Here is a 21334-nt window from a genome sequence, read left to right on the forward strand (position 1 = left end):
CGGCCGCCGTTGCCACGGGAAGCCCGTCGCGATCGCCGAAGGTGCGATCCAAGCTGAGCCGCAGCCGCACGAAGGAGCGGGGCGGACTCGAGCGCTGAGCTCGGGCACGAGAGAGGGGCCGCACCAATTGGTGCGGCCCCTCTCTCGTGCGTTACGCAGCTTCGGCGGGCGACTCGACGGCGGCCGCGTCGAGCGGTTCGCGCACGTCTGGGAATAGCTCGGGCGGCGGCGCGAGATACGGCAGCGGCTCGCCACGCTTGTTCTTGTGGTCGTCGCCTTGCGCGCCCTTGAACGGGCCATCCGCATCAAGCAGGACGCCCATGTGGTAGTCCGCGTGATCGCGCCACCAGGTGCTCATTCCCGTTGCAGCGTCGAGGCGAAGCGCCTCCCATGCACGCCAGATCGCCTCGAGGCGAATAACGGCCTCGTCGTAGCGCCACCAATCAGCGGCCCAGTGGTGACCCGTGCCCGTCCCGGTGATGACGCGCTTGTAGGCGTACCGAAGGTACTCGCGCACGAACTCGTCGACGCTGCCGTAGTAGAGCCGTGGTTGAGGCTCGGCGTCGGCCTCCGCCTCGGATTCGGCAGCAGCCGCGGCGTCTGCATCATTCGCAGCGACCTGTTCGTCTACGGCCGCCCTTGCAGCTTCGGCAGCTCGCTCGCGGAGCTTCACGAGCACGTCCTCCGTGAGTGCATCGGCGGCCGCCTCAGCACCGATCTTCGCGATCTCCTTTCGGATCGCCGCCTTCACCGCGACGTCGACGACCTCAGCGGCGAGGGCCGGAACGTCAACGCCGAACGCCCGGCGCGGTGCCGGGGAGGCATCCGTCACCGCATCGGTCGATGCCGTCTGAGGGCCGGCCTCGAACTCGTCGCCCCAGTCGCTCATGCTGCCTCCTTCGATGCGAGTTCGTGTTCGTTCGCCACGAGCTCGGCCTCGCCGCCCGCGATCGTCTGTGCCGCGGCCGGGTCGTGCGCGAGGATCGACGCCTCGATCTGCTCTTTGTAGGAACCTCGTGCCCAGTGCCGAGTGCGGATCAGCGCCGGACGGTTGCCCGACGACAGGACGAGTGCGCGACCCTTCGGCATCGCAGCCAGGTCCGCCACGTCGAGGATGCGCTCACGCTGCGACTGCTGCGAGACCGTGCGCTGTCCGCGCCCGGTCGATGTCGACGAAACGACGCGCTCGTAGTCGCCGACCATGCTCGACAGATCTTCGAGGAAGGCCTTCTCCTTCACGCTGCCGCCGTAGATGGCGATGTTCGCGGCGCTCCACAGCTTCCGCATGCCTGACTCGCCCCACACATCGACACCCTGCGACCAGGACTGCAGGATCGTCAGCGGAATGATGCCGCGAGACCCGTAGTGGCTGTACAGGTTCGGGAGTTCGCGCCACCGGCATACGTTCGCCGCCTCGTCGAGGATGCACAGTAGCGGCTTGGCGAGCCGACCGTAGCTCGAGCGCGAAGCGAGTTCCTCCGCGGCCTCGCACACGGCGACGGTAAGCGCGGTGACAAGGGGGCCGGCGCTACCACGGCCCTCCTTCGAGAGCGAGTAGAGCGAATCCGTGCGCTGTACGAATGCTTGCGGGTCGAACTGCGGCCGCGGGTCTGCAGGACTCTGCGGGGTGACCCAGCGTGCGACCTGCCGGTTCGTGAGGCACGAGGCCATCTCGGCCGCCGTGCCGTAGATACCTCCACGCTGCTTGTCCGGCAGGTTGATTGCGCCGAACAGCCGAGCCGCCTGCAGCGTGTAGTTGTGTTCTTCGAGGATCTCCGCGGGCGTCTCATCAGCAGGCCGCGTCGTCCAGAGGTACACGTCGGTGATCGGCCGGGAGCTGAGAGCGGCTGCCAGCAGCAGGTCGGCGAGCAAGTTCTGACCGGCGTTGTCGAAGTAGTCCGACGACGACCCACCGACTGTGCGTGACCCCGCGGCGAAGTGCTCGGCCAGCTTCGCCGCCTTCACTTCGTCGGTCACGTAGCTCAGCGGGTTCCACCACCAGACCGGTTCCTCGAGCGCGATCGCCTGCGGGTCGAAGACCCACACATCTCCGTGCTGAGCGCGAATGTCGCGGGTCGCGTCCACGACGTCGCGCTTGTTCGAGGTCACGAGGACGCTACCCGGAGCCTCCACGATCTGCGGGATCGCGAAGCTCGTGCTCTTGCCCGTGCGAGGGCCAGCGATCAGGATCATCACGTCTTCCCAGCTCGAGTAGAGCGGCTGCGCGCCCGAGACGGACTCGCCGATGAAGACGCCCTTCACATCGCCCTCGATGCCGACGCGCTTCGCGAAGGCGGCCGCATTCTGAAGGCTCACGCCGTCGAGGTCGCGGCCGCGGCCCATGTATCGGGAGGCGTCGTCGACACGAGAGCGCTTGCCGCGGTTCTTCGTGAACATCACGCCGAGCACGATCGCGGCGACGAGCTCAACGACGACGAACCCGACCAGCAGGATCGTCGCCGTGGTGGGCCATGCCGCCTGCCCGTGAACCAGGGCGGCAATGGTCAGGAACGGGTCGGACGGCAAGTTGTCTGCCGACCCGTTGAAGGTGTGGGCGAGTCGGAAGGCTCCCCACACGTCAACGAGCACGAGGACGCCGACCCCGAGGACGGCGAGCAGAGGCCATGGAGAGCCTCCGATGTTGGTGCGGCCGGGCACTGCCATGTCGTCGCCTCTCAGTCCTGTTCGCGGTAGCGGGTGTCGGTGACGTGCAGGTTCGCCTGCACGCTCGTCTGAAGCATCTGAACCTCGATGCCGACGCGCTCGGGCACCTTGAGGAGGATCAGACCGGCGCCGGGAGGGGCCGGCGGCTTGGCGGCGGCATCCCGTCGAGCGCCGCGCGGGGCCTTCGGCTTGGACCAGCTCGGCGACGAGTTGAAGCCGGCCACCGTGTCGATCTCCTTCTCGGTGAGCGACCGGACGCGGCTGAGCATTTCGAGGTCCTCACGGGTGAGGGCCATCAGGCCGAGCAGACCCGCGCGTTCGGCGAGGCCGCGCGCCTTCTCCCGGTCGGCCGGGTTCGGCAGCGAGAGCATGTCCTTCGGGGAGTGCGTCACCTTCATGTCGGCCGAACCGATGGAGCGGTTCGTGCGCGAGAGCCGGTCGACGCGATCGACGATGCCTTCACAGGCGCGGATCGGGTACCAGAACTCGTCCATGAGGGTCGAGTAGCCGCGCCACGTCACCTTCGGCGTGTACAGCTCGCCTTCGCGTGCGGCACGCTCGGCGAGTTGCCGCTCATGCTTCGCGAGTTCCCAGTGCGCGTCGATGATGTCCATGCCGAGTGACCACGAGGACAGCATCGCGGCCGACAGCAGCTTGGTGTTCGACTCGGGAATGGCGCTCGTATCGAAGCACCAGCCGCCAGGGTTTCCGGGGTCGTACTGCACGGTATCGGCGTCACCGCCGAGCATCCGGCCCATTTCGCCGGAGAGCATAGCTCGGAGCGTCTCCCCGAGACGGCGGTGCCGCTCGTAGAACGCCCCCGCGTCGTTGTAGCCTGCGATGCCCAGCACTCGCTCTGACGGCGACGAGAACGCCTCCAGGAGGTGTGCGGTCGCCGGGCGCGCGTTGCGCGTGCGCGCGTCGTCGACAAGCGCCTCGAGCACCGCATCCTCGATGTCATGCAGCGGCTCGCCGCGCGTCGTGCGCGCGATGAGCTGCGTCAGCTGGATGGCCTTGTCGCGGGCCAGGTGCTCGAGCTCTCGGCCGGTGTCGCCGCCGATGCGTCGCGCAGCCTCGCCAAGCGGGCCGGGCGCGAGCAGGTTGATCTTGTGGTTGCTGGCCGAGGGGCCAACCTCCCAGACGGGCCCGCCGAGCGCGCGGATCAGCGCCGTGTGCTCGCCGGCCTTGATCGGGTTGTGCACGCCGAGCGTGATACCGCGGGCTGCCTGCCCGAGGAGGATCGTCTGAGCGGTTGACGACTTACCGACGCCGTTGATGCCGAACAGCATCATCGACGGGCTCGAAATCACGCCAGCCCGGTAGAGGGATTCGTGATCGGTGCATACGGCGGTGCCGACGCGGCGGTCGCGGCCGAGCGGTGCCCCATCGGTGGGGCGGGCGCTACCCGCGCTGTAGGGGTAGACGCCGCACACCTGCACGCTCGTCGTGTACCACTGCGGCGGCTGGGGGACGGTGCCCCACCGGCCACCGAAGCGGCCCGCGAAACCGCGGGCCGTCTTCGCCAGTGAGGGGGTTCGGAACGGGCTGCGCACGCGATCCTTGGTCGGCATCGTCACTCTCCCATCAGCGTTGCGAACGTGGACTTGTACATCCAGGGCAGTACCCCGAGAGGCAGCGTCGAGTGGAACGCCGCTGAGGTGCCTCGCTCCACGAAACGGTAGGAGAGGTTGGTGGCCTCGAGCAGCGACTTGAGCTGCGTCGTCGCCGCGCGGTACGCCTTCTCGTTGGCCTCGAAGGTCACCGTCACCATCAGCGAGAACGTAGTCATCGAAGCGCCCTCGACGAGCTCACTCTCGGTCTTCTGCGCGAGCTTCTTCTTGTGCTCGTCAAAGCTCGACTGCTGGCCCTTGGACGTGGCCTGCACACCTGCCGACTTGCGGAGCTTCTGCGCGACGCGCTGCGCCTCGGCCGAGCTGAGCGGGCGGTAGAACACCGTGACCCGCTTGCGGAGGAACTTGTCGGCGGGCGCGAACAACTCCTTGAAGGTGTCTTCGGTGATGTGCATGCGCGGCGGGATGGTCATCATCGCCGTCATCGACGCCACACCGTCGTGGAACACGACGCGACGCTGCGACTCGTCGAAGTAGTCGGGGCCAGCGTCGACGAGGCGCATCGTGAAGTCGTGCCCGGCGAGTTCGTCAGAGCCGTGCTCGCTTGAACGCATCGGCTGATAGGCGACGCGCATCATCCGAGCGAGCTCGTGCGAATCGGCCGTCATCGGGAGGCCGGCACCGGCCGCGTACAGGCCCTGACGGTGGTACGGCAGCTTGGCGGCCACCTCAGCCGCCGCTTCCTCAACGGATTCGCCGAGCTTGGGGACGCTCCAGACGACCGTGCCGTAGGTGTGGGTCTCGGTGTGCCGGTTGGGCAGGAGCTGAGTCGCCTCGAGCAGTGCTCGCTGCGCCACGATCGGCGCGGCCGGCGAGATCTCGGAGTGCAGCTTCCGAACCAGTGGCGCTTTCGACGAGTATGCGGAATCGATCGTGACGGTTGCGCCTGCAACCGCGCTGTCACGGGAGAGTGACGCCACCCAGGCGCCGAAACGGGAAACCTGCGTGTTCTTCATCTCCTGCGGAAGGAGCTCGGTGCCGTCCGGCACGCTCGTCATCGTTGCCGAGATCAGCCGCACCGCCCGGTGGTGGAGCAGGGTGTACGGGTGACCGGTGCCGTCGAGGCCGTCGAGCTCTTCAATCTGGACGAGCGCACCCGGCAGAGCCGTCAGGTTCTCGGAGGGCAGCTCGGAGAACAGGCCCGTCGCATACGCCGTCTCGCCAGCCATGTTCCGGCCCGCGTGGTTCATCCGCTCGCCGATCCGCGAGGCGAGGCTACGTCCCGCGTCGAGCTCGCCGAACCGGACGTTGAAGAACAGCAGGAAAATCATCGCAGCCGAGACGATCAGCAGCCCGAACGGCAGGTTGCCGAGAATCGACGACATGACGGCGACCAGAATGCCCACGACGAGGATTCCCCAGCCGAAGTAGCTCAGCGGGCCGACGTAGGTCGGGCCTGTCGGCAGCCAGTTCCCAAACTTGATCCGCGGTGCTTTCTCGCTCATTCCGAAACCATCCCCTCAGCCGAGTTGTTGTCGCCGCGCCCATCCGTCGCGGCCTGTGCGCCGTTCCACATCGCTTGGCGGCCGCCGCTGCTACCGCTCGCGGCCGACGCGCTCGAGTCCCCTGCGCCCGCTGCTCCGTTGGCACCGCTCGCGCCGGGATCACCAACCGCGCCCTCCGCGCCAGTGCTGCCCGTTGCGCCGGAACCGCCGACTGCGCCATCTGCGCCGGTACTACCCGCCGTCTCGGTCGCGGTTGCGCCGGTGCTAGCCGTAGGTGGCGCGGTAGTCGCCGCCGTGGAGGAACCGCCCCCAGCCGCTGCGGCGCCCGCGCCCGCGCCCGCCGCACCAGCGGTCGCAACGGTTGCCCCCACTGCGACGCCTGCGGCGACCGCGGTCGACGTGACTCCCATCGCCATGCCGCCGCCGGTGGCCTTGCCGAGGGCACTCGACACCGGGCCGAGCAGCCGCATAAGCGCGGGCAGCGCCGCAACCGCCAGGATGATCAGAATCACGCCGGTTACAACGCCCGCAAGGTCGTTGACGTTCGAGTTGAGCCGCCACGCGAGCGCATAGATCGACGCAGCGATGGGGCTGTAGATGATGAAGGCGAGCAGCCACTTGGTCACGCCATCGAATGCTTGCTCGCCGCCCTTGATCATCGCGACCGCTGCGGCGGTCGGCCAGAAGCCGATGAGGAGCGGAAGGATGGCACCGCGCACGAGCATGATGCCCCACTGGCACATGACGGCGAGGATGCCGAACAGGCCGAGCACGATCGCGAGGCCAGGAGCAATCGCCGTGATGGCAGAACTGACCACGAGGGTTGTCGCGGTCAAGCCTGCGCTGTCGAGCACCCACTTGCCGAATGAGTCGCCCAGCAGGAGCAGGATCGAGACCGCCGCAGTGCCCGCGGTCGCGACAAAGATCAGACGTGCGAGAGCGCGCATGATCTGTCCGAACTCCTCGCCGCGGTGGTAGTAGGCAACGCGTGCGCCTGCGATCGCAATCCCGATCACGGCGAGGAACGCAGTGATCATGGAGAGCGAGTACTTGAACCACTCGACGTTCGCGCTGTTGAGGTCGACGAGCATGCCCTGCCCGATCCACGACGTCGCGAACTCCTTGAAGATCTGGTCGAATCCTTCGGCCATCGACTTCGCGAAGTTGTCGCTCGCGCTGTCGGTGAGCGCGTTTCCTGCGCAGCTTGCCCAGTTCGAGGGGAGGGCGCAGCTCTCTTCATCCACTACTGATCCCGCCAATCTACGAATCCACCTTCGGCAACGGCCGCAAACGGCACCGGGGCGAATGCCCCATCGTTGGTGACGCGCACTCGCCAGTCGTCGTTCACCCAGTCGAGGGTGAAGTACCCCTCGAGGTAGCCGGTCGCTGTCCCCGGAGCGGTCAGCACGAGGCCGATCTGGGCCTCGTTGGGGCTGAACGCAACCGTCCGGAACCCGGCGATGTTGGAGCGGCCCGTTGCGAGGTCGCTCGAAGCACCGGAGTAGCCTGCGAACGCCTCGGCGAAGACGTCCTTGCCCACGCTGTCCTGGATGTAGAACAGATAGTCATCGACCGTGCTCGACTGCTGCGAGGTGCTCGCCGTCATCGTGGCGAGCAGCAGAGCAGCTCCGAGCGGTGACTGAGCGAAGCACACTCCGTGCCCGTCATCGGTCTTCGTCGGGCCGTACTCGTCCGAAACGGGCCACGCGACGCCGCCCGCTGCCGTCCACCGAAGATCGGAGGGGAGCGCCGGCATGTACGAGGTGTCGCCACGCGGGGTGTTGCAGGCGCCGGCCTCCGCAGGGGAGGTCGGCGCCTGCGACTGCGAGGGGCGGGGCGTCTCGGTGGGCGCTGCGGTTGCAGAGCCATCGTTGCCGGGCTTCACCGGGTAGAACACGCTGAGGAAGATCACGACAAGCGCGATCAGGCCGCAGAGAGCCAGCACGGTGATTGCGGCAATCTTCGCCCCCGGCGAGCTCCACGCATCGTTCGCGGCTTCACGGAAACGCCCCATCGTTCAGCCTCCGAGGCCGGGAGCCGGCACGCAGTTCGTCGGCGGGTTGAGGAAGATCGCAGTGATGCCCGCCGCAGCCGCGACGAGGATGCAGCCTGCAATCCACCAGCCGAGCTTCTTGATCATCTCGCCGCCGTCGCCGCGATTGTGCTGGAAGAACATGCCGATGCCGATGATGACCAGGGCGATGACCGCGAATGCGCCCGCGATCACCGTCACCCAGAACTTGGCGGTGTCCATCGCGTTGACTGCATCAGGCGGCAGACAGAACGGCTCCATCGGGACATGAGCCGCAGTTGCGGCCAGCTTTGCAATCATCCATTCCTCCTGTTGTGGTTGTGTCGGAACTCGCGCGGCACGACGCGGGCGGCGCGCTCGAGCTCGTTCCTGACGCGTGCGACGGGCCGCGCGATGAGCGCGGCCGCGCTTGCCGGAGCATCGACGCCCCGGAGCTTGGAAATCCACGGAACGACGACCACCGGCACGCCGCCCGCGAGGCTCTTAACCTCGCGGGCCGCCTGCGGCAGCATCCGACCGGGAGCATCGGCGACGACGAGCACCGAACGGAACCGCTCGACACCGTGTTCGCCGATGAGCTTCTTCATGGCGTTGATGCCACCGGGAGTCGCACGGCACACGCCGACGACCTGACCCGTCAGGGGCATCTGCTGGCGCATGTCAGCACCTCCAAGGAGGGTCGCCCAGGTGGTCGTTCCCGCCGAGTGGTGCGCCGACACGAACAGCACACCCTCAGGCCCCTCCCCTGCAGGGCGCTGTTTCCCGCAGCCCGTGCAGTACTTGCCGCCCTCAGTCGCGCGATGCCATCCGGGGTACGGGCAAGCTTCTGCTGGGCCGAACCCGTTGTCCATGACGACCGGCTGCACGACGGGCGGGGCCGACGCGACCAGAGGAGCGGTCGGCGGTGCGAGATGCTCGCTGAACCGACCAGCTGGGAAGAGCCAGCCCCAGACGGTCGGCGTGGAAGCCGATCGAGGATCCAGAGTCACCCCACCGTCGGCGCCGAGCACGAGCTCGAAGACGGTTCCCTCCATGTGCAGACGGATCGGCCAAGGGCCGGGTCCCGCCACGAGCATTGCGGCGTGGCTGAGTACATACTGCGCAGCCGGCTGCAGGTCGGGCACTCGGATGCCGAAGCCTGCAATCGTCCACGAGCGATCGTGACCTTCGACGATTTCGAGCACGACCCTCCCTTGGCTCTCCGAAGTTGCCTGCGCGAGCCCCCCAGCCGCAGCGCCGCCGCCGGGTAGGTCGACGTGGCGCGCTGAGTATCCCCCACTCGGGGGTGCGGTTCCAAACCGAGCGTCAATAGACATTGTGACCCTTTCGCTCATATGCAATTATAGTGCATATGATCGAACGGGGCTAGTCCCCCATACTTGGAAGGTGCCGTCGTATGTACTTCCCCCACTGCAGCCCGAAGACGAGGCAGCGATGAGCCTTCTGGGCATTCATCCGATGCGCGCGGCGATCCTCCGCTACCTCGCGCAACACCCCGAAGGTGCTACGTCCGGTGACATCGGACGTGACCTCGGCGTCCACTACCGAACGATCTGGTCGTATCTCGGGAAGCTTGAGACCGAGGGTGGAGTTACCAGCGAGCCAGCCAGCGAGGGCCGTTCCTCGCACTGGCGCGTCTACAAGCTCAACCGAGAAGGTCGCGACGAGGCGATTCGCCGCTTCCTCGACTACCTCGAGGGCAAGGACACCTCGGAGTGAACGAGAAGGGCGGCGGGGCGCTGATGGCCCTTCTGGCCGTCGTGCTCGCGCCCGTCATCATCATCGTGGTTCTGTTCGCCGGCGTCGGTGCCTCAGCAGCGGCGACTTGCTCGCCGCAAGTGATCGCCCCGAAGGCGGGATCGGTTGCCGGCTACAGCGGCGACCAGCTCGAAAATGCCGCTGCGATCATGAACGCCGCAACTGCGCTCAAACTGCCGCGTGAGGCTCAGATCATCGGCGTGATGACGGCGATGGGCGAATCGTCTCTCAAGAACATCAGCCACGGAGACGGCGCGATCAACCCTGACGGATCGGTCGCAACAAGCATCGGCCTGTTCCAGCAGCAGGAATGGAAGGGCTCCGCCGCGCAGCGAATGGACCCCTTCACCTCAGCGACGATCTTCTTCCAGGACCTCATGGGCGTGCCCAACTGGCAAGCGCTGGAGCCGACCGAGGTCGCACACCTGGTGCAGGTGAACGCCGACCCCAACCACTACACGAAGTGGTATGCCCCGGCCGTGCAGGTCGTGACCGCGCTCGAGACGACCCGGAAAGCCGGAGCATGCTCTGTGAGCGGCAACGCCCAAGCATTGGCGACCGAGATCGTCAACGCGAAGAAGGACGGACGCTTCAAGACGCTCGAGGACGAGTACTGGACGCAGATCCAGAACATCGCCGAGGGCAAGTCTGCGCCGAACTGCGGCATCGACGTCGGCGTGCTCCAGATGATCGTGGTGGCCCTGCACAACTTCGAGAGCGTCGGCGTCTCCGACCTCAACCGAAAGTGCACCGGCTCGCTGCTCGGTGCCGGCACCGGGTCCTCGCACTGGGTGAACGGCGGCGGCAACGCCGTCGACTTCTACATGCTCAACGGCCAGAGTCTCACTGGCGCCGACGAGCACTCGCTCAAGCTCATTCGTCTCCTTGACCCGATGGTGCCCGTAGGCGCGCGCGCCGGGCAGGTCGACGTGCGCGCCGCAGCAGGTGCATCGCTCAGCCTCAAGAACTTCACGCAGTTCGATGACTCCCCCGACCACCTTCACCTCGACCTCGCCTACGCGGAGACGAAGGTGCTCAACATCACGACGGACTAGCCGACGTTATCCACAGGCCCTCAGAGGCCCTGACACACCTCCTCGGCATGATGGGTCTGCCAGGAGACGAAACCAACCACTTCACATGACCGGGGGACTCACATGCCGAACCAGGACATCCGCACGATGCTGCAGGCGACGAAGGAGGCACGCGAGCGTGCCGAGCGCGAATTCTTCGAGAAGCTCGACCACTCGAGTCTCACCGCCCTCGCGCTTTCCGCCGCCGATGCGAAGCGTGCCAGCGATGACGCGGCAGAGGACGCCAAGCGGGAGAAGCAGGCACACCTGCGCCGCGCTTGGGCTGAGGCGTACCTCGCACGCATGGCGCCCAGGATGACGGAGTACTTCGCCAAGGCGATGAAGCTCGATCCCGAATCGCCCCTTCTGGCAGAACTCAAGTGGCGGCTGGACCCGGCAGACCTCGATGACTCCGATTTCATCGAGAGCGAGCAGGGGATCACCCCACGGCCGCGGGTCGACCGCCACGAGATGTACTACCCGCTGACAGACGTCGATCTGGTGACCATCCGCGCCTATCCCGGCAACATCGACGGCGAGCTCGCAACCGCGACCTTCTTCGTCGTAGATGGCCCCGGCTCGCACACGGGCATCAGTAGCCTCGCCGACCTCGGGCTCGCGATCGCACGCGCCCGCGGCAAGGCCGAGGCCGGAAACGAGGGCTAAGCCGCGAACGGATTGCGGCGTGTCACCTCTGGCTTAACCGTTCCCGTACGGTTAAGTGGGCAGTATGACTCCCGAAGGTCCGACGCCGTACCGGCGTAAGCGCGGCACGATGGTGAAGCCCGTGCGCGCCGGCTGGGAGATCGAGGAACGTACGAAGATGAAGCTCGAGACGCTCGCGTATCACCTTAAGGTGTCACCCTCGCGGTTCCTCGAAGAGCTGGTCGACCATATCGAGGTCGACGTGCGCGGCTACCCGACGTGGTGGCCGCAGGCCGAACTGCAAGACGGGGAGCTGCCTATCGACTCGGCTTAACGAGAGAGGCCCCGCCGTGGCGGGGCCTGAAGCTCTGTGCCTGATCTGACTTGAGTTTGGCGACTGGACTCAGATCGAGGCAATTCCCGAAGAAGAACCGGCATAGAGCCGGGGCTTTTCCGTGCCTACTCACTGGGAGGAGGTGCGTTCATCGTACCTCAGAACAACGTCGTTCCGACGTTAGGGCTACACGACGCGCCGAGAGCGCACACCGTCCTCAAGGAGGATTCTGACGACTCGGCGACCCGCCCGGCATGGCTTGTACCGGCCGAATGGGTGACTGAGCTCGTCGCTGACGAGCGCGCGAAGCGGCCCTACAACGGCCCTCGAGCGACGACCGTGCGCTTCCGGCGTCGGTCGTGGGCACCGGAAGCCGCGCCCGGCTCGCAGGAGGCCCCTGTGTGGCGTTACCGCCTCGCCTGGGTGACTCTGCTGGCTTGGGCGATCGCGTCGCCTGAGGGCCGCGCACAGCTCCGCTGGACGCAGCCCGGAGGCCGGCCCGAGAGCATCAGCCCGAAGACCTTCCTCGCGGCGGCCAAGGAGGCCTCGAGCTACGCCGACTACGACACCGGCCGGAACGTCACCGTGGGCCGCGCACGGCTCGGCCGCGCGGTCGCGCGCAGCGAGCGCACCATGACGCGATTCTGGCGCGCCGTGAACGCGCTCGGCTTCGCCCGCACGCGCGAGGACGGCCGCTACCTCAGAGCGAGTGAGCGGGCCGCGGCGTATCGCCGGCATGGCAACCGGCAGCTACGGATGGCCTCGCTGCGCGACCTCATCTCCCCGCGAAATCTTCGCTTTGTCCACCTACCCTCCGAAGGAGGGTTAAAAGCGCCAGAGGCGTTTTCGAAGGAATTTAAACACCAGCGCGCAAGCGCGCAAGAGCGAGCGTCCGCTCCGCGGCCGCACAGCCCCGACAGTGGGTTGCAAAATTCGAGGGGTACGTCAAGACGTGGGCGGGTCATTTGGGGCCGCCAGATGTTCGAGTTCGCTCGCGCCGTGCGCGATCGACTCCCCTGGCTGCACCAGGTGCACCCCTCGAGCGTCGCCCGCGTGCTCGAGCAGGCCGACGTCGACCCCGCACGCTGGGAGGCCGGCGACCTCACTCGTCGCCTCGAGCAGGAGCTGCGCTTCCGCGCGAACGCTGCGAAGTTCGGACAGCGCCCCGAGGCGGCACCGCGTGCGTACCGGTTCATGAACCCGGCCGAGGTCGGCGACCCGCTCGGCTACACCCGCTGGCTGCTCGCCGAGTACATCGACCCGAACGAGCCGACGCTCACCGAGGATCGCGCTCTGTATCGCGCCGAGCAGGCCGAGCGCGCCGCAGCGCAGCTTGCGCTCGTCGACGACCGCACCGCCGTAGAAGCCGCCGTGCCGCGGCGGCCGCGGGCACTGAAGCTCGAGGCCGAGCGCGCCGAGCGGGACGCCGAGCGTGCCGCGGCCGCGCGCGCGGCCGCGCTCTCGCCCGAGGAGTTCAGCCGGCTGCGCGCCGAGAGCGATCGCGAGATCGCAGAGGCAGCGCGACGTAAGCGCCGCGGCGAGGGCTGACCCTTCCCACTCCCCGGTCGTGCGCCTCCTCTGAAAGGATGACCGCCATGACCACCAACTCGGCACTTGAGGACGTGAACCGATGAACCACCACATCGCCCGCGGCCACATCGTGCGGCTCGCCGGCCCGCTCGGCGGCATCGTCGGCATCGTCGGCATCGTCGAGAGCATCGCGTCCGAGCGGCCCGGTGGCCCGCGCGACGCCGTTATCTACTGGCCCCACCCGGGTACGCGCACGACGTGGGGCGAGGACTACCTCGAGCGCGTCGAACTCCCGCGGTGCCCCGACCACGGCGCCGTCATGGCGCTCAGCCGGTATGGGCCGTCGGAATATGTGTGGGTCGGGCCGTGCTGTCCCGACGAGAAGTGGGCGTTCAGCGTGGCCCGATGAGCGCCGCGAGCAGGCTGCTCGCGCTCGTCGTCGACCGCGCCGCGGCAGAACCGCGACGACCCGCGGCAGCGACGTCGGTGCCTCGGTGAGGGCTAAGCCCCCCACTCCCCCGGTCGTGCGCCCACACGTGGACGGCTGACGGAGCACCCGCCCACCTGGGGACGACGACATGGTGACTCCCCCGCCCCCAATGGGCACAGCCGGGCATCGCCGGGGCCGGCCTGCACCCAGTGGGGACGGCGAAGGCATCTACTGTCGACGCGGCACCGAAGCGCCGCTACTTGTCTGTAACTCTGGAAGTTACAGACTCACGGATCTGAGCTTCGGTGTCGCCCTGCAGCTCGTCTGCGTGCTCGAGCAGGGCGTCGACGGCCACGCGAATGATCGTGTTCGCGGTGATGCGCGTCTTCTCGCTGGGATCCTTCGCGCGCTGCAGCCGCTTGGCGAGCTGGTCGAGGTCGACCTGCTGGTCAGGCCGGAGCCACGTCTCCTTGCGCTCGTAGTCCTCGGCCACCGCACCGGAGCGCGGTGTCGGCGCTGAGCGAGGCTGCTTCTTGACGCTGGGCTTCCGGGGCGCAGCGGCTGGCGCCGCAGGCGCGGCCGCGACGGGAGCCGGGGCCGGGGCGACGGCCGGAGTCGGCTCCGCGTCGGCTGGCGCGGACTTCATTTCGTCGACGCGACGGGTGAGCAGCGTGAGGTCCTTGCGTGCCATTACCTGCTCCCTGTCTTGATCGGGTGGTTCGCCCACAGCGATACGAGCTCGAACGCGACGGCGTTGTAGTCGAAGATCGCGTTGCGGTTGGCGCGAGTGTCCGGGTAGTTCGTCACGACGTCGCCGCGGCCCGGCGCGTCCTTGTGGGTCTTGTAGTAGCGGATGACCTGCTGGAAGCGGGGCAGTTCCAGGCCCTCGTCGACGAGGCGCTGCCAGTCCTCGAGCTCGCCGGCGTTGCGCATGTCGATCTTGCTGAGCAGGATCCGGTACGGGAGCCCGCGGGGCTCGATGTGCTGGCGGACGGTACGGACGATCGGCTGCACGGCAAGGTCTTCGGGTGCCAAGGGCACGACGACGAAATCGGCGACGTCGAGCACGGCCGCGAGGATCGCCTCGGCCTCGAGGTTGCCGGGAGTGTCGACGAGCACGACGTCGTACTGGTCCTCGAGCTCGCGCAGGTTGGCGAGGTTCGAGGCGTCGACGCTGGCGGTGAAGTCGAACGGCAGCCGCTCCCCCGCGTTCTCGGCCCACCAGGTCGTCGACTCCTGCGGGTCGACGTCGACGACGAGCACGCGGTTCGCGTTCTTCGCGAGCACGGCGGCGAGATTCACCGTCGTGGTGGTCTTGCCGATGCCGCCCTTTTGGCCGACGAGCGCAACGATCCTCATACTTCGAATCCAATCTGTGAGTTCGAGATTTACAGAGTTACAGAGTCGGCGAGTCGAGAATCCTGTAAGTCTCGATGTTCCAGAGTCTGTAAGTCTGTGACTGTGTAAGTCTGTAAGTCTGGAATTTCCAGAGTTCCAAACATTGTGAGTTACAGACTGACAGACTCTGTGAGTTCCAGAAAGTTCAGGTCACGAGCATGGCCCCGGAACGTGGCTGGCCATGCTTAGGCTCGTCATATGCATGTGACCGGGGCGCCATTCGACTGACCCAGACGACCAGGATCGAGGCGGCCGGTAGCGATCGTAGAACCGCCTACGATGCCCTCGCCCCGTATGTACCGCCCGGCCACGAACTCGTCCAGGCGCACTTCTCGATGAAGGCCGGCGTGACTACGGCAACGGGCATGATCCGATCTGATCGCGTCGAGCAAATCGAGGCCGAAGGCCCAAGCTACTAGGCGGCGGCCGCAGCGCTGCAGGCGCTTGTGCCCGAGGGTTACGTGCTGCTCGCCCGCTACATCGCGGGCTGAGGTCCGTGCACGCGCGCCTGTGGAAAGCCGGCGACGGCCCTAAGTCGAGGCGCGTAGCGTTGCGGCATGGGTGAGGTGCTGCAGTTGCCAGTCCAGTTCTGCGAGCCGTGGTTCACGACTGAGCCGCAGCTGCACAGCTGGGAGCCGTTGCCCTGCTCACTTCCGGTTGAGCGGCGGACGGTACTCGGCGAGCAGCCCCTGCTAAGCGGGCTGGATGAGGGCTGGGCCGTCCTGCCCGACCTTGAACGGACGCACGCTGTAGACGGCGAGCTGTTCCGCGATCGGGAGCGCGGCCTTCACGGCGTCGTCGACCATCGCCTGGTCGCCGACGAGGGACGGGTCGAGCCACCAGTCCCAGAGATCGCGGGGGAGTGGCACCGGGGATCGGTCGTGGATGCCCACGAGCTCGTCGACGGCATCGGAGGTGAGGATGGTCGCGGTGAGCGTCCATCGGGTGTCGTCGTCTTCGGGCTTTGAACGGTCGAGCCACCAGGAGTAGAGGCCGGCGACGCCGAGCGTTTCGCCGTCCGGGTGGTGGATGAAGTGCGGCACCTTGGCGCCCTTCTCCCCGGTCCACTCGTACCAGCCGTCCATCGGCACGATGGCGCGGTGCGACTTGAGCGGGCCGCGCCAGGTGTTCTTCTCGGCGATGCCTTCGGAGCGGGCGTTGAACGTCGGGAACTTGAGTTTGAGCTCTTTGCTCCAACCGGGCACAAGCCCCCAACGAGCCGGTTCGAGGCGTCGGCCGAACATCTCCGAATCTGGGAGCTTCGCTTCCACGAGCACGGGGATCGTCGCCGTGGGCGGGATGTTGAACGACGGTTGCCAGCTCGAGAAGTCTCCCTCGAGCGCGCCGACCGCGGCCGCGAGGTCCGCGGGCCGCTCCTTGAGCGTGAATCGACCGCACATGGTGCGAGGCTACTCGGTCGCTAGTCGGCCGCCCGTGGCCGACCGGGTGGCCGACGACGGCCTTCAATCCCATCGAGGTCTTCGGCCGACCACACCGCACCGCCGTTGAGCTCGCCTGCAGGCGACGGGAGCCAGTCCGCGCCACGTAGCTTCGCGTTCCGTAGGGAGGCCGGCGTGATGCCTAGGCGCGCTGCCAACCGGCCGACGTCATAAAGACCGGCCGGGCCGGGGCCGGGATCGGCTACATCGGCCGATCGGCCGGCCGATTCCTGGTCGTTCGTGGTCACCTTCTCAGCCTAACAGGTGCGCTCCCGCATCATTTCTGATAAATTAGTGCGCGTCCGCACTGATTCAGGAGGCAGCACGATGAGCCGCATCAGCAACTTCTTCCGCATCGGCCGTCCGGCCACCGAGCCGACCACCGCATCGGCCGATAACCCGGCCGGAGCGGAGGTGGAGCAGGAGTACGAGACTTACTCGCGCTGGCCGCTGTTCCCGCTCTACATCGGCGCCTATGTCGCCATCTGGGGCGGCTGGGTGTCCCTCGGCCGCATGAGCGGCTTCGGCCCCACCGAGATGCTCCCCGGCATCCTGCCGTGGACCCTCGACCTCTCGATCGTTCTCCCGCTCGGCCTCGAGGCCTACGCCGCCTTCTCCCTCGGCGTATGGCTGACCCGCAAGCGGATCGCCCCCTCGGCGCGCCGGTTCGCGCGCTGGTCGTCGCTCGCCGGCCTCGGGCTCGGCATCGCGGGCCAGGTCACCTACCACGCGCTGGTCGGGCTCGGATACGAGGTCGCGCCCCTCTGGGTCGTCATGGTCGTCGCCGCGGTTCCCGTTCTCACGCTCGCCGCCGCAAGCACTCTCACGCACGAGCTCGGCGCTGGCGCCAAGCGCGCCAAGGCCGAGCGGGGGAGCGGCCGACCGGCCGCCGCTGACGAGCCGCAGTCGCCCGACGAAGCGGCCGACGACGCTCTCGCCATGTTCGGCGTAGAGGCGACCACCGAACCGACCGCCGTCGTCGAGGCGACCGGCCACAAGCGGCCGGTCTCCGACGAGGAGCGGCGGCAGATCATCGCAGCCGCCGAAGCGGCCACCGAGAAGACCGGCCGCTACTCCGAGCGCGCGATCGCACGAGCGTTCAACCGCTCCCGCGACACGGTGAACCGGATCATCACCGAGGCGAAGGAAGCGGCCGAAGAATCGACGACGGCCACCGTCCCGACCATCGACCGGCCGGAAGTCGAGGACCTCGACACGGCACCGGCCATCGCGGCATAGCCCCTTTGGCCGACCAGCTCATCCATGACCTCATCACGAGGTCAGCGGCGCGGTTCGCCGGGTTGCACCCGGCGCACCGCGCCGGCCCACACCCAGGTGCGACGCCGACGCCCGTCGCGCAGCTCAAACTCGAGCAGCACTGCTCTCGTCGTCCAGGCGATCGCCCTCGCCCGAACCTCGACGGCCGTCTCGGGGAACCGCACCCAAGCATCGACCTCGACCGGCTCTGGCGCCGGATCGACGCGGAACAACTCCGCGGCGCTCGGCGCACCGACCTCCTGGTGCGTCAGCGAGATCGGCTCGGGGCGCAGCGTCACATCGAGAATCGCCAGATCCGTGACGTCGGAACCGTACCGCTTGTTCTGCCCCACAGATTCGAAGATACGTTCGAACGGGCCGGGCGGCAACTTGGTGTTGCAGGGAAGCCCTACTGCGGTGTTACGTCCCGCGTGTCGCTTCCCCGGTTCTCGCGCGACGGACGTAGGTTCGCCCTGCAGGACCCCGTACGCCGGTTTGAAAACGGCGAGAGCCCCGGCTCTACCGAGCGGGGCTCTCATCCGTGTATCACCAACTGCCGGGGTTCCCGCCCCGGCCTGATCCCGAGGAGACCAGATGGTTTACTCCCGGCACACTACCCCGCGTTGGCGTTCGATCAAGGATTTGATCAAGCGATTGCGGAAGCTCATCGCCCTGCTGATCGACATGCTGCGGCTCGTCGACGCGCTCAACGCCTAGCCGGCGCCGCCCCCCACCGGGTGCGCACTCACGCGCGCGGTGGGGGGGAGCGTCCCAGGGAGCCATTCTGCGGCTGCCGCCGCAGGGAGACCTTCGGCCGCGGCCAGCCTCCGGCCGGCGACGAGGCCGCTCCGCGGCCGCGTTCTTTCCGCTTTTTGCCCTGTCTGGCAGATAACCGTAGTTCGCTCCGTCGGCTCCGTTCCCCTCCAGTCGCTATTTGCAGACTCCGCCCTCCGCTGCGCTCCGGGCTCCGCTTAGCAATCGCTCCCTACGGGGCACTGCGCCGTCTCCACTCACTATCGATTCTCTTTGCCAGCCAGGCCAAAAAAACGGTTGGCGGAGATTAGGAGCAGACAATGGACACGCAGACCATCGCACGTACCGCTGGGGTTCTGGAGCACATCGACCCGAACAGCATCGTCATCGAGACGAACGTTCGCCCCAGCGCACCTCTGACGCCCGAGTTCATCGCGAGCATCCGCGACAACGGCGTGCTCGTCCCTACGTTCGGCTACCGCGACGAGCAGGGCCGAGTCGTCGTGCGAGCGGGTCAGCGTCGCACGCTCGGCGCTCGCGAAGCAGGCGTCGCGACCATGCCGATCTACGTCGTCGACGGCGACGAGGGCACCGTGCGCCGCATCGTCGAGCAGCTCATCGAGAACGAGCAGCGCGAAGCCCTGACCGACGTCGAGCGCGCGGCCGCGTGGCAGCAACTCTCGTTCGAGGGTCTCAGCCCCGCCGCCATCGCCAAGCGCACCGGCGCCAAGAAGGACCGCATCAAGGCAGGCCTCGCCGTCGCCAAGAGCCAGACCGCTACGGCAGCCGTCGCCGAGTTCCAGATGAACCTCGAGCACGCCGCAGCGCTCGTCGAGTTCGAGGACGACGAGAAGGCGACCGCGAAACTCGTAGAGTTCGCAACCCACCGCCCCTCGCAGTTCGAGCACGAGGTACAGCGGCAGCGCGAGCAGCGCGCACTCAACGCGGAACTCGCGCCCATTCAGGCGAACCTCGCCGAACAGGGCTTCATCGTCCGCACCACGCAGCCCGGATGGAACGAGAGCCTCGTCGCAGTCGGAAACCTCGCGACCGCCGACGGCGAAGACATCACCATCGAACACCTGATCGGTCACGAAGGCGTGGAAGCCCTCGTCACGAAGCACTGGCGCACCGGGGAAATCGTCGTGAACTACTACGTCACCGACCCCAAGGCCCTCGGGTTCAAGCAGCGCGACGCCCGCGGCGACGCCCGCATGCCGATGACCGACGCAGAGAAGGCGGAGCGTCGCGAACTGATCGAAAACAACAAGGCCTGGGCGCCTGCCGAGGCCGTGAGGCGGGCATGGCTGACCGAGTTCCTGAGCCGCAAGAACCTCCCCACCGACGCCGCGGCTTTCATCGCCACCGGCCTCACCCAGTTCCGATTCGACGTCTCGCGCGCCGCAAACGGCGGCAACGCGCTCGCCCACACACTGCTCGGCATCGAGCAGCCCGGCACCTTCTACGGCGAAGCGCTCGCAGCGTTCGTCGAGTCCCGCCCCACCAAGGCGCAGCACGTCAGCCTCGCCGTCGTGCTCGCCGCGATCGAGGACCTCACCAGCCGCGAGACGTGGCGACGCCCCAGCGTCAACTCGTACACCTACTTCGCCCGTCTGGCCGAGTGGGGATACGCCCTCTCCGACGTCGAGCAGCTGGTCATCGACCGCTACCTCGACCAGAAGGCGAAGAACGAGGCCGAAGCCGCCGAGGCTGGCGAACCGGTCGACGACCTCGAGCACGACGACTACGAGGACTTCGGCGACGACGAGTAGCTAGACCGGGGGCCGGTCACCCCGACCGGCCCCCTTCACCCCCCATCCCACCTGTCGGTGGGAAACGAGAGGATAGAAGCATGAGCGAACAGCCGGCCGTCGTGACCGATGCAGACGAGGCCTACGAGATCATCAAGTCGATCGCGCGACGCACGTCGTCGGGTTCAATCCCCGCACCGGTAATCTACGCCCTCGTGGGCAACCTCAAGAGCGCTGGCGGCTACACCCTCGCCGAGGCGCTGCAGAACATGGCCAACGGCCTGCAGGCGAGCCTGAAGACCCACGACGTGTACGACGAAGGCGGCGACGCGGCCGCGAACGCCGACCAGGCCGCCGCCGAGCTTAAGGCGGCTGCGAAGCTCGCCGAGCAGATCGGCCGCCACCTCGACGCCGCTCAGACGGCGATCAACCGTCAGGGATACCGGCCTAAGGCTTGACCACAAGGGCCGCCGAGCGTGCTCGGAATGCGACCGGCCCCCAGAAGACGTCTGGAATCTGCTCCAGACCCAGCCCCCGACCATTGGCCTGGTCGGGGGCTTCTCACTTGAAGCGAGGACGAGCAATGAGCGACGACGCAGTGAACGACGAATCCCGACCCGAAAGCTGGGTCGTCGAGGTCGAGACCAAGGGCGAGGTCGGGTACCTGACTTCCACGATCAGCAGTACCTGGCGCGCGTCCTACGGCGCAGTGCTCGACATCCGGAAGGCGGATCGGTTCAGCGGGCAGCAGCGTGCCGAACGTGTGGCAGCTCGCGCCGCAGATCGATTCGATAGTGCGGTCGCCCGCCCGCTCGAGCGAGGAGACTAAGCCCGCTCAGGACGATCGTTTCGTCCGCCGCCAGATGGCAAGCACCTTGCGGCCTCTGGCGCCGAGCGCGCCGGGCAGCAACCCGATGACCCCGAGAGCCACGGGCCACAGCGCGCAGATGCACGCAACGAAGACGAGAACGGGCGCAGCCCAGGGGGCGAGGTCGCGTGGCGCGGCCAGATCGATCAGTGCGGTCATGCCGCCGTACGTGTGCGGCGGCAAACGGTGACTATGGCAGCTTGATTTAGGACCGGGGTGACGGTTTGATTCAGGACCACCTTGCTGGTTCCCGGTGTGTTGTGACGGTTTGATTCAGGACCACCTCGACGGTGGGTTCGCGTCCTCGCTGATGAGGCGCGGATCGG

Annotated in this window: 24 protein-coding genes; 11 read left to right on the forward strand and 13 right to left on the reverse strand. The window is 67.3% G+C overall.

Translation table 11 applies throughout. The annotated features are described in order from the left end of the window. Nucleotides 1–151 precede the first annotated feature (151 nt). From ABD164_RS17760 to ABD164_RS17795, 8 genes are read right to left on the reverse strand one after another with little or no spacing between them, the layout of a single operon-like run. Nucleotides 152–889: a DUF4913 domain-containing protein gene (locus tag ABD164_RS17760; protein ID WP_344297999.1), complete on the reverse strand. Its 738-nt coding sequence runs from the start codon at nucleotides 887–889 to the stop codon at nucleotides 152–154. Next, nucleotides 886–2664, reverse strand: coding sequence for a type IV secretory system conjugative DNA transfer family protein (locus tag ABD164_RS17765; RefSeq protein ID WP_344298001.1), 1779 nt, complete (start codon nucleotides 2662–2664; stop codon nucleotides 886–888). The genes ABD164_RS17760 and ABD164_RS17765 overlap by 4 nt, the downstream gene beginning before the upstream one ends. Nucleotides 2665–2675: 11 nt before the next feature. Further along, nucleotides 2676–4235 (reverse strand): ATP-binding protein, encoded by a 1560-nt coding sequence (locus ABD164_RS17770; RefSeq protein ID WP_344298003.1) that lies wholly within the window; start codon nucleotides 4233–4235, stop codon nucleotides 2676–2678. Nucleotides 4236–4237: 2 nt separating this feature from the next. Then, a complete protein-coding gene (locus ABD164_RS17775) occupies nucleotides 4238–5740 on the reverse strand; it encodes an SCO6880 family protein (RefSeq protein WP_344298005.1) in 1503 nt (500 codons plus the stop codon). Continuing rightward, nucleotides 5737–6984 (reverse strand): hypothetical protein, encoded by a 1248-nt coding sequence (locus tag ABD164_RS17780; RefSeq protein WP_344298007.1) that lies wholly within the window; start codon nucleotides 6982–6984, stop codon nucleotides 5737–5739. Before ABD164_RS17780 ends, ABD164_RS17775 begins: the two co-directional genes overlap by 4 nt. Further along, a complete protein-coding gene (locus ABD164_RS17785) occupies nucleotides 6984–7754 on the reverse strand; it encodes a DUF8175 domain-containg protein (RefSeq protein ID WP_344298009.1) in 771 nt (256 codons plus the stop codon). The genes ABD164_RS17780 and ABD164_RS17785 overlap by 1 nt, the downstream gene beginning before the upstream one ends. Nucleotides 7755–7757: 3 nt before the next feature. After that, nucleotides 7758–8072: a TrbC/VirB2 family protein gene (locus tag ABD164_RS17790; RefSeq protein WP_344298011.1), complete on the reverse strand. Its 315-nt coding sequence runs from the start codon at nucleotides 8070–8072 to the stop codon at nucleotides 7758–7760. Continuing rightward, nucleotides 8069–8956 carry a hypothetical protein gene (locus ABD164_RS17795; protein ID WP_344298013.1) on the reverse strand — a complete coding sequence of 296 codons (888 nt, stop codon included), beginning with the start codon at nucleotides 8954–8956 and terminating at the stop codon, nucleotides 8069–8071. The genes ABD164_RS17790 and ABD164_RS17795 overlap by 4 nt, the downstream gene beginning before the upstream one ends. Nucleotides 8957–9206: 250 nt before the next feature. Between ABD164_RS17795 and ABD164_RS17800 the strand changes: the two genes are divergently transcribed. The 6 genes from ABD164_RS17800 (at nucleotide 9207) to ABD164_RS17825 (ending at nucleotide 13521) form a co-directional block, all read left to right on the forward strand. Next, nucleotides 9207–9491 (forward strand): ArsR/SmtB family transcription factor, encoded by a 285-nt coding sequence (locus ABD164_RS17800; protein WP_344298015.1) that lies wholly within the window; start codon nucleotides 9207–9209, stop codon nucleotides 9489–9491. After that, nucleotides 9488–10585: a hypothetical protein gene (locus ABD164_RS17805; RefSeq protein ID WP_344298016.1), complete on the forward strand. Its 1098-nt coding sequence runs from the start codon at nucleotides 9488–9490 to the stop codon at nucleotides 10583–10585. The genes ABD164_RS17800 and ABD164_RS17805 overlap by 4 nt, the downstream gene beginning before the upstream one ends. A gap of 102 nt (nucleotides 10586–10687) precedes the next feature. Next, nucleotides 10688–11269 (forward strand): hypothetical protein, encoded by a 582-nt coding sequence (locus ABD164_RS17810; protein ID WP_344298018.1) that lies wholly within the window; start codon nucleotides 10688–10690, stop codon nucleotides 11267–11269. A 64-nt stretch (nucleotides 11270–11333) separates the two neighbouring features. Further along, entirely contained in the window at nucleotides 11334–11582 is a 249-nt protein-coding gene (locus ABD164_RS17815) for a hypothetical protein (RefSeq protein WP_344298020.1), read from the forward strand. Between the two features lie 399 nt (nucleotides 11583–11981). Beyond that, the gene (locus ABD164_RS17820; RefSeq protein ID WP_344298022.1) at nucleotides 11982–13130 is read left to right on the forward strand and encodes a hypothetical protein; all 1149 of its coding nucleotides are present in this window, start codon (nucleotides 11982–11984) and stop codon (nucleotides 13128–13130) included. A gap of 82 nt (nucleotides 13131–13212) precedes the next feature. Beyond that, entirely contained in the window at nucleotides 13213–13521 is a 309-nt protein-coding gene (locus ABD164_RS17825) for a hypothetical protein (RefSeq protein ID WP_344298024.1), read from the forward strand. A gap of 277 nt (nucleotides 13522–13798) precedes the next feature. Here ABD164_RS17825 and ABD164_RS17830 read toward each other — a convergent pair whose 3' ends face one another. The 3 genes from ABD164_RS17830 to ABD164_RS17840 all read right to left on the reverse strand — a co-directional run bounded on the left by ABD164_RS17830 (nucleotide 13799) and on the right by ABD164_RS17840 (nucleotide 16340). Beyond that, nucleotides 13799–14233 (reverse strand): hypothetical protein, encoded by a 435-nt coding sequence (locus tag ABD164_RS17830; RefSeq protein WP_344298026.1) that lies wholly within the window; start codon nucleotides 14231–14233, stop codon nucleotides 13799–13801. Further along, entirely contained in the window at nucleotides 14233–14901 is a 669-nt protein-coding gene (locus ABD164_RS17835) for a ParA family protein (protein ID WP_344298028.1), read from the reverse strand. The genes ABD164_RS17830 and ABD164_RS17835 overlap by 1 nt, the downstream gene beginning before the upstream one ends. A gap of 731 nt (nucleotides 14902–15632) precedes the next feature. Next, nucleotides 15633–16340: an SOS response-associated peptidase gene (locus ABD164_RS17840; protein WP_344298030.1), complete on the reverse strand. Its 708-nt coding sequence runs from the start codon at nucleotides 16338–16340 to the stop codon at nucleotides 15633–15635. Nucleotides 16341–16706: 366 nt separating this feature from the next. Here ABD164_RS17840 and ABD164_RS17845 point away from each other — a divergent pair, with 366 nt between their 5' ends. Further along, nucleotides 16707–17618 carry a hypothetical protein gene (locus ABD164_RS17845; RefSeq protein WP_344298032.1) on the forward strand — a complete coding sequence of 304 codons (912 nt, stop codon included), beginning with the start codon at nucleotides 16707–16709 and terminating at the stop codon, nucleotides 17616–17618. 41 nt (nucleotides 17619–17659) lie between these two features. On the opposite strand, the gene ABD164_RS17850 is transcribed toward ABD164_RS17845, so the two are convergent. Beyond that, nucleotides 17660–17989 (reverse strand): hypothetical protein, encoded by a 330-nt coding sequence (locus tag ABD164_RS17850; protein WP_344298034.1) that lies wholly within the window; start codon nucleotides 17987–17989, stop codon nucleotides 17660–17662. 241 nt (nucleotides 17990–18230) lie between these two features. Here ABD164_RS17850 and ABD164_RS17855 point away from each other — a divergent pair, with 241 nt between their 5' ends. The 4 genes from ABD164_RS17855 (at nucleotide 18231) to ABD164_RS17870 (ending at nucleotide 20969) form a co-directional block, all read left to right on the forward strand. Continuing rightward, nucleotides 18231–18353 (forward strand): hypothetical protein, encoded by a 123-nt coding sequence (locus ABD164_RS17855; protein WP_344298036.1) that lies wholly within the window; start codon nucleotides 18231–18233, stop codon nucleotides 18351–18353. Between the two features lie 356 nt (nucleotides 18354–18709). After that, nucleotides 18710–20161: a ParB/RepB/Spo0J family partition protein gene (locus ABD164_RS17860; protein ID WP_344298038.1), complete on the forward strand. Its 1452-nt coding sequence runs from the start codon at nucleotides 18710–18712 to the stop codon at nucleotides 20159–20161. Between the two features lie 80 nt (nucleotides 20162–20241). Beyond that, on the forward strand, nucleotides 20242–20598 hold the full coding sequence (locus ABD164_RS17865; protein WP_344298040.1) for a hypothetical protein: 357 nt from the start codon (nucleotides 20242–20244) through the stop codon (nucleotides 20596–20598). Nucleotides 20599–20723: 125 nt separating this feature from the next. Continuing rightward, nucleotides 20724–20969 (forward strand): hypothetical protein, encoded by a 246-nt coding sequence (locus ABD164_RS17870; RefSeq protein ID WP_344298042.1) that lies wholly within the window; start codon nucleotides 20724–20726, stop codon nucleotides 20967–20969. 6 nt (nucleotides 20970–20975) lie between these two features. Here the strand turns inward: ABD164_RS17870 and ABD164_RS17875 are convergent, their stop codons facing one another. Continuing rightward, on the reverse strand, nucleotides 20976–21167 hold the full coding sequence (locus ABD164_RS17875) for a hypothetical protein (RefSeq protein WP_344298044.1): 192 nt from the start codon (nucleotides 21165–21167) through the stop codon (nucleotides 20976–20978). Between the last annotated feature and the right edge of the window lie 167 nt (nucleotides 21168–21334).

It is taken from the genome of Agromyces neolithicus (assembly GCF_039529735.1).
Taxonomy (GTDB): domain Bacteria; phylum Actinomycetota; class Actinomycetes; order Actinomycetales; family Microbacteriaceae; genus Agromyces; species Agromyces neolithicus.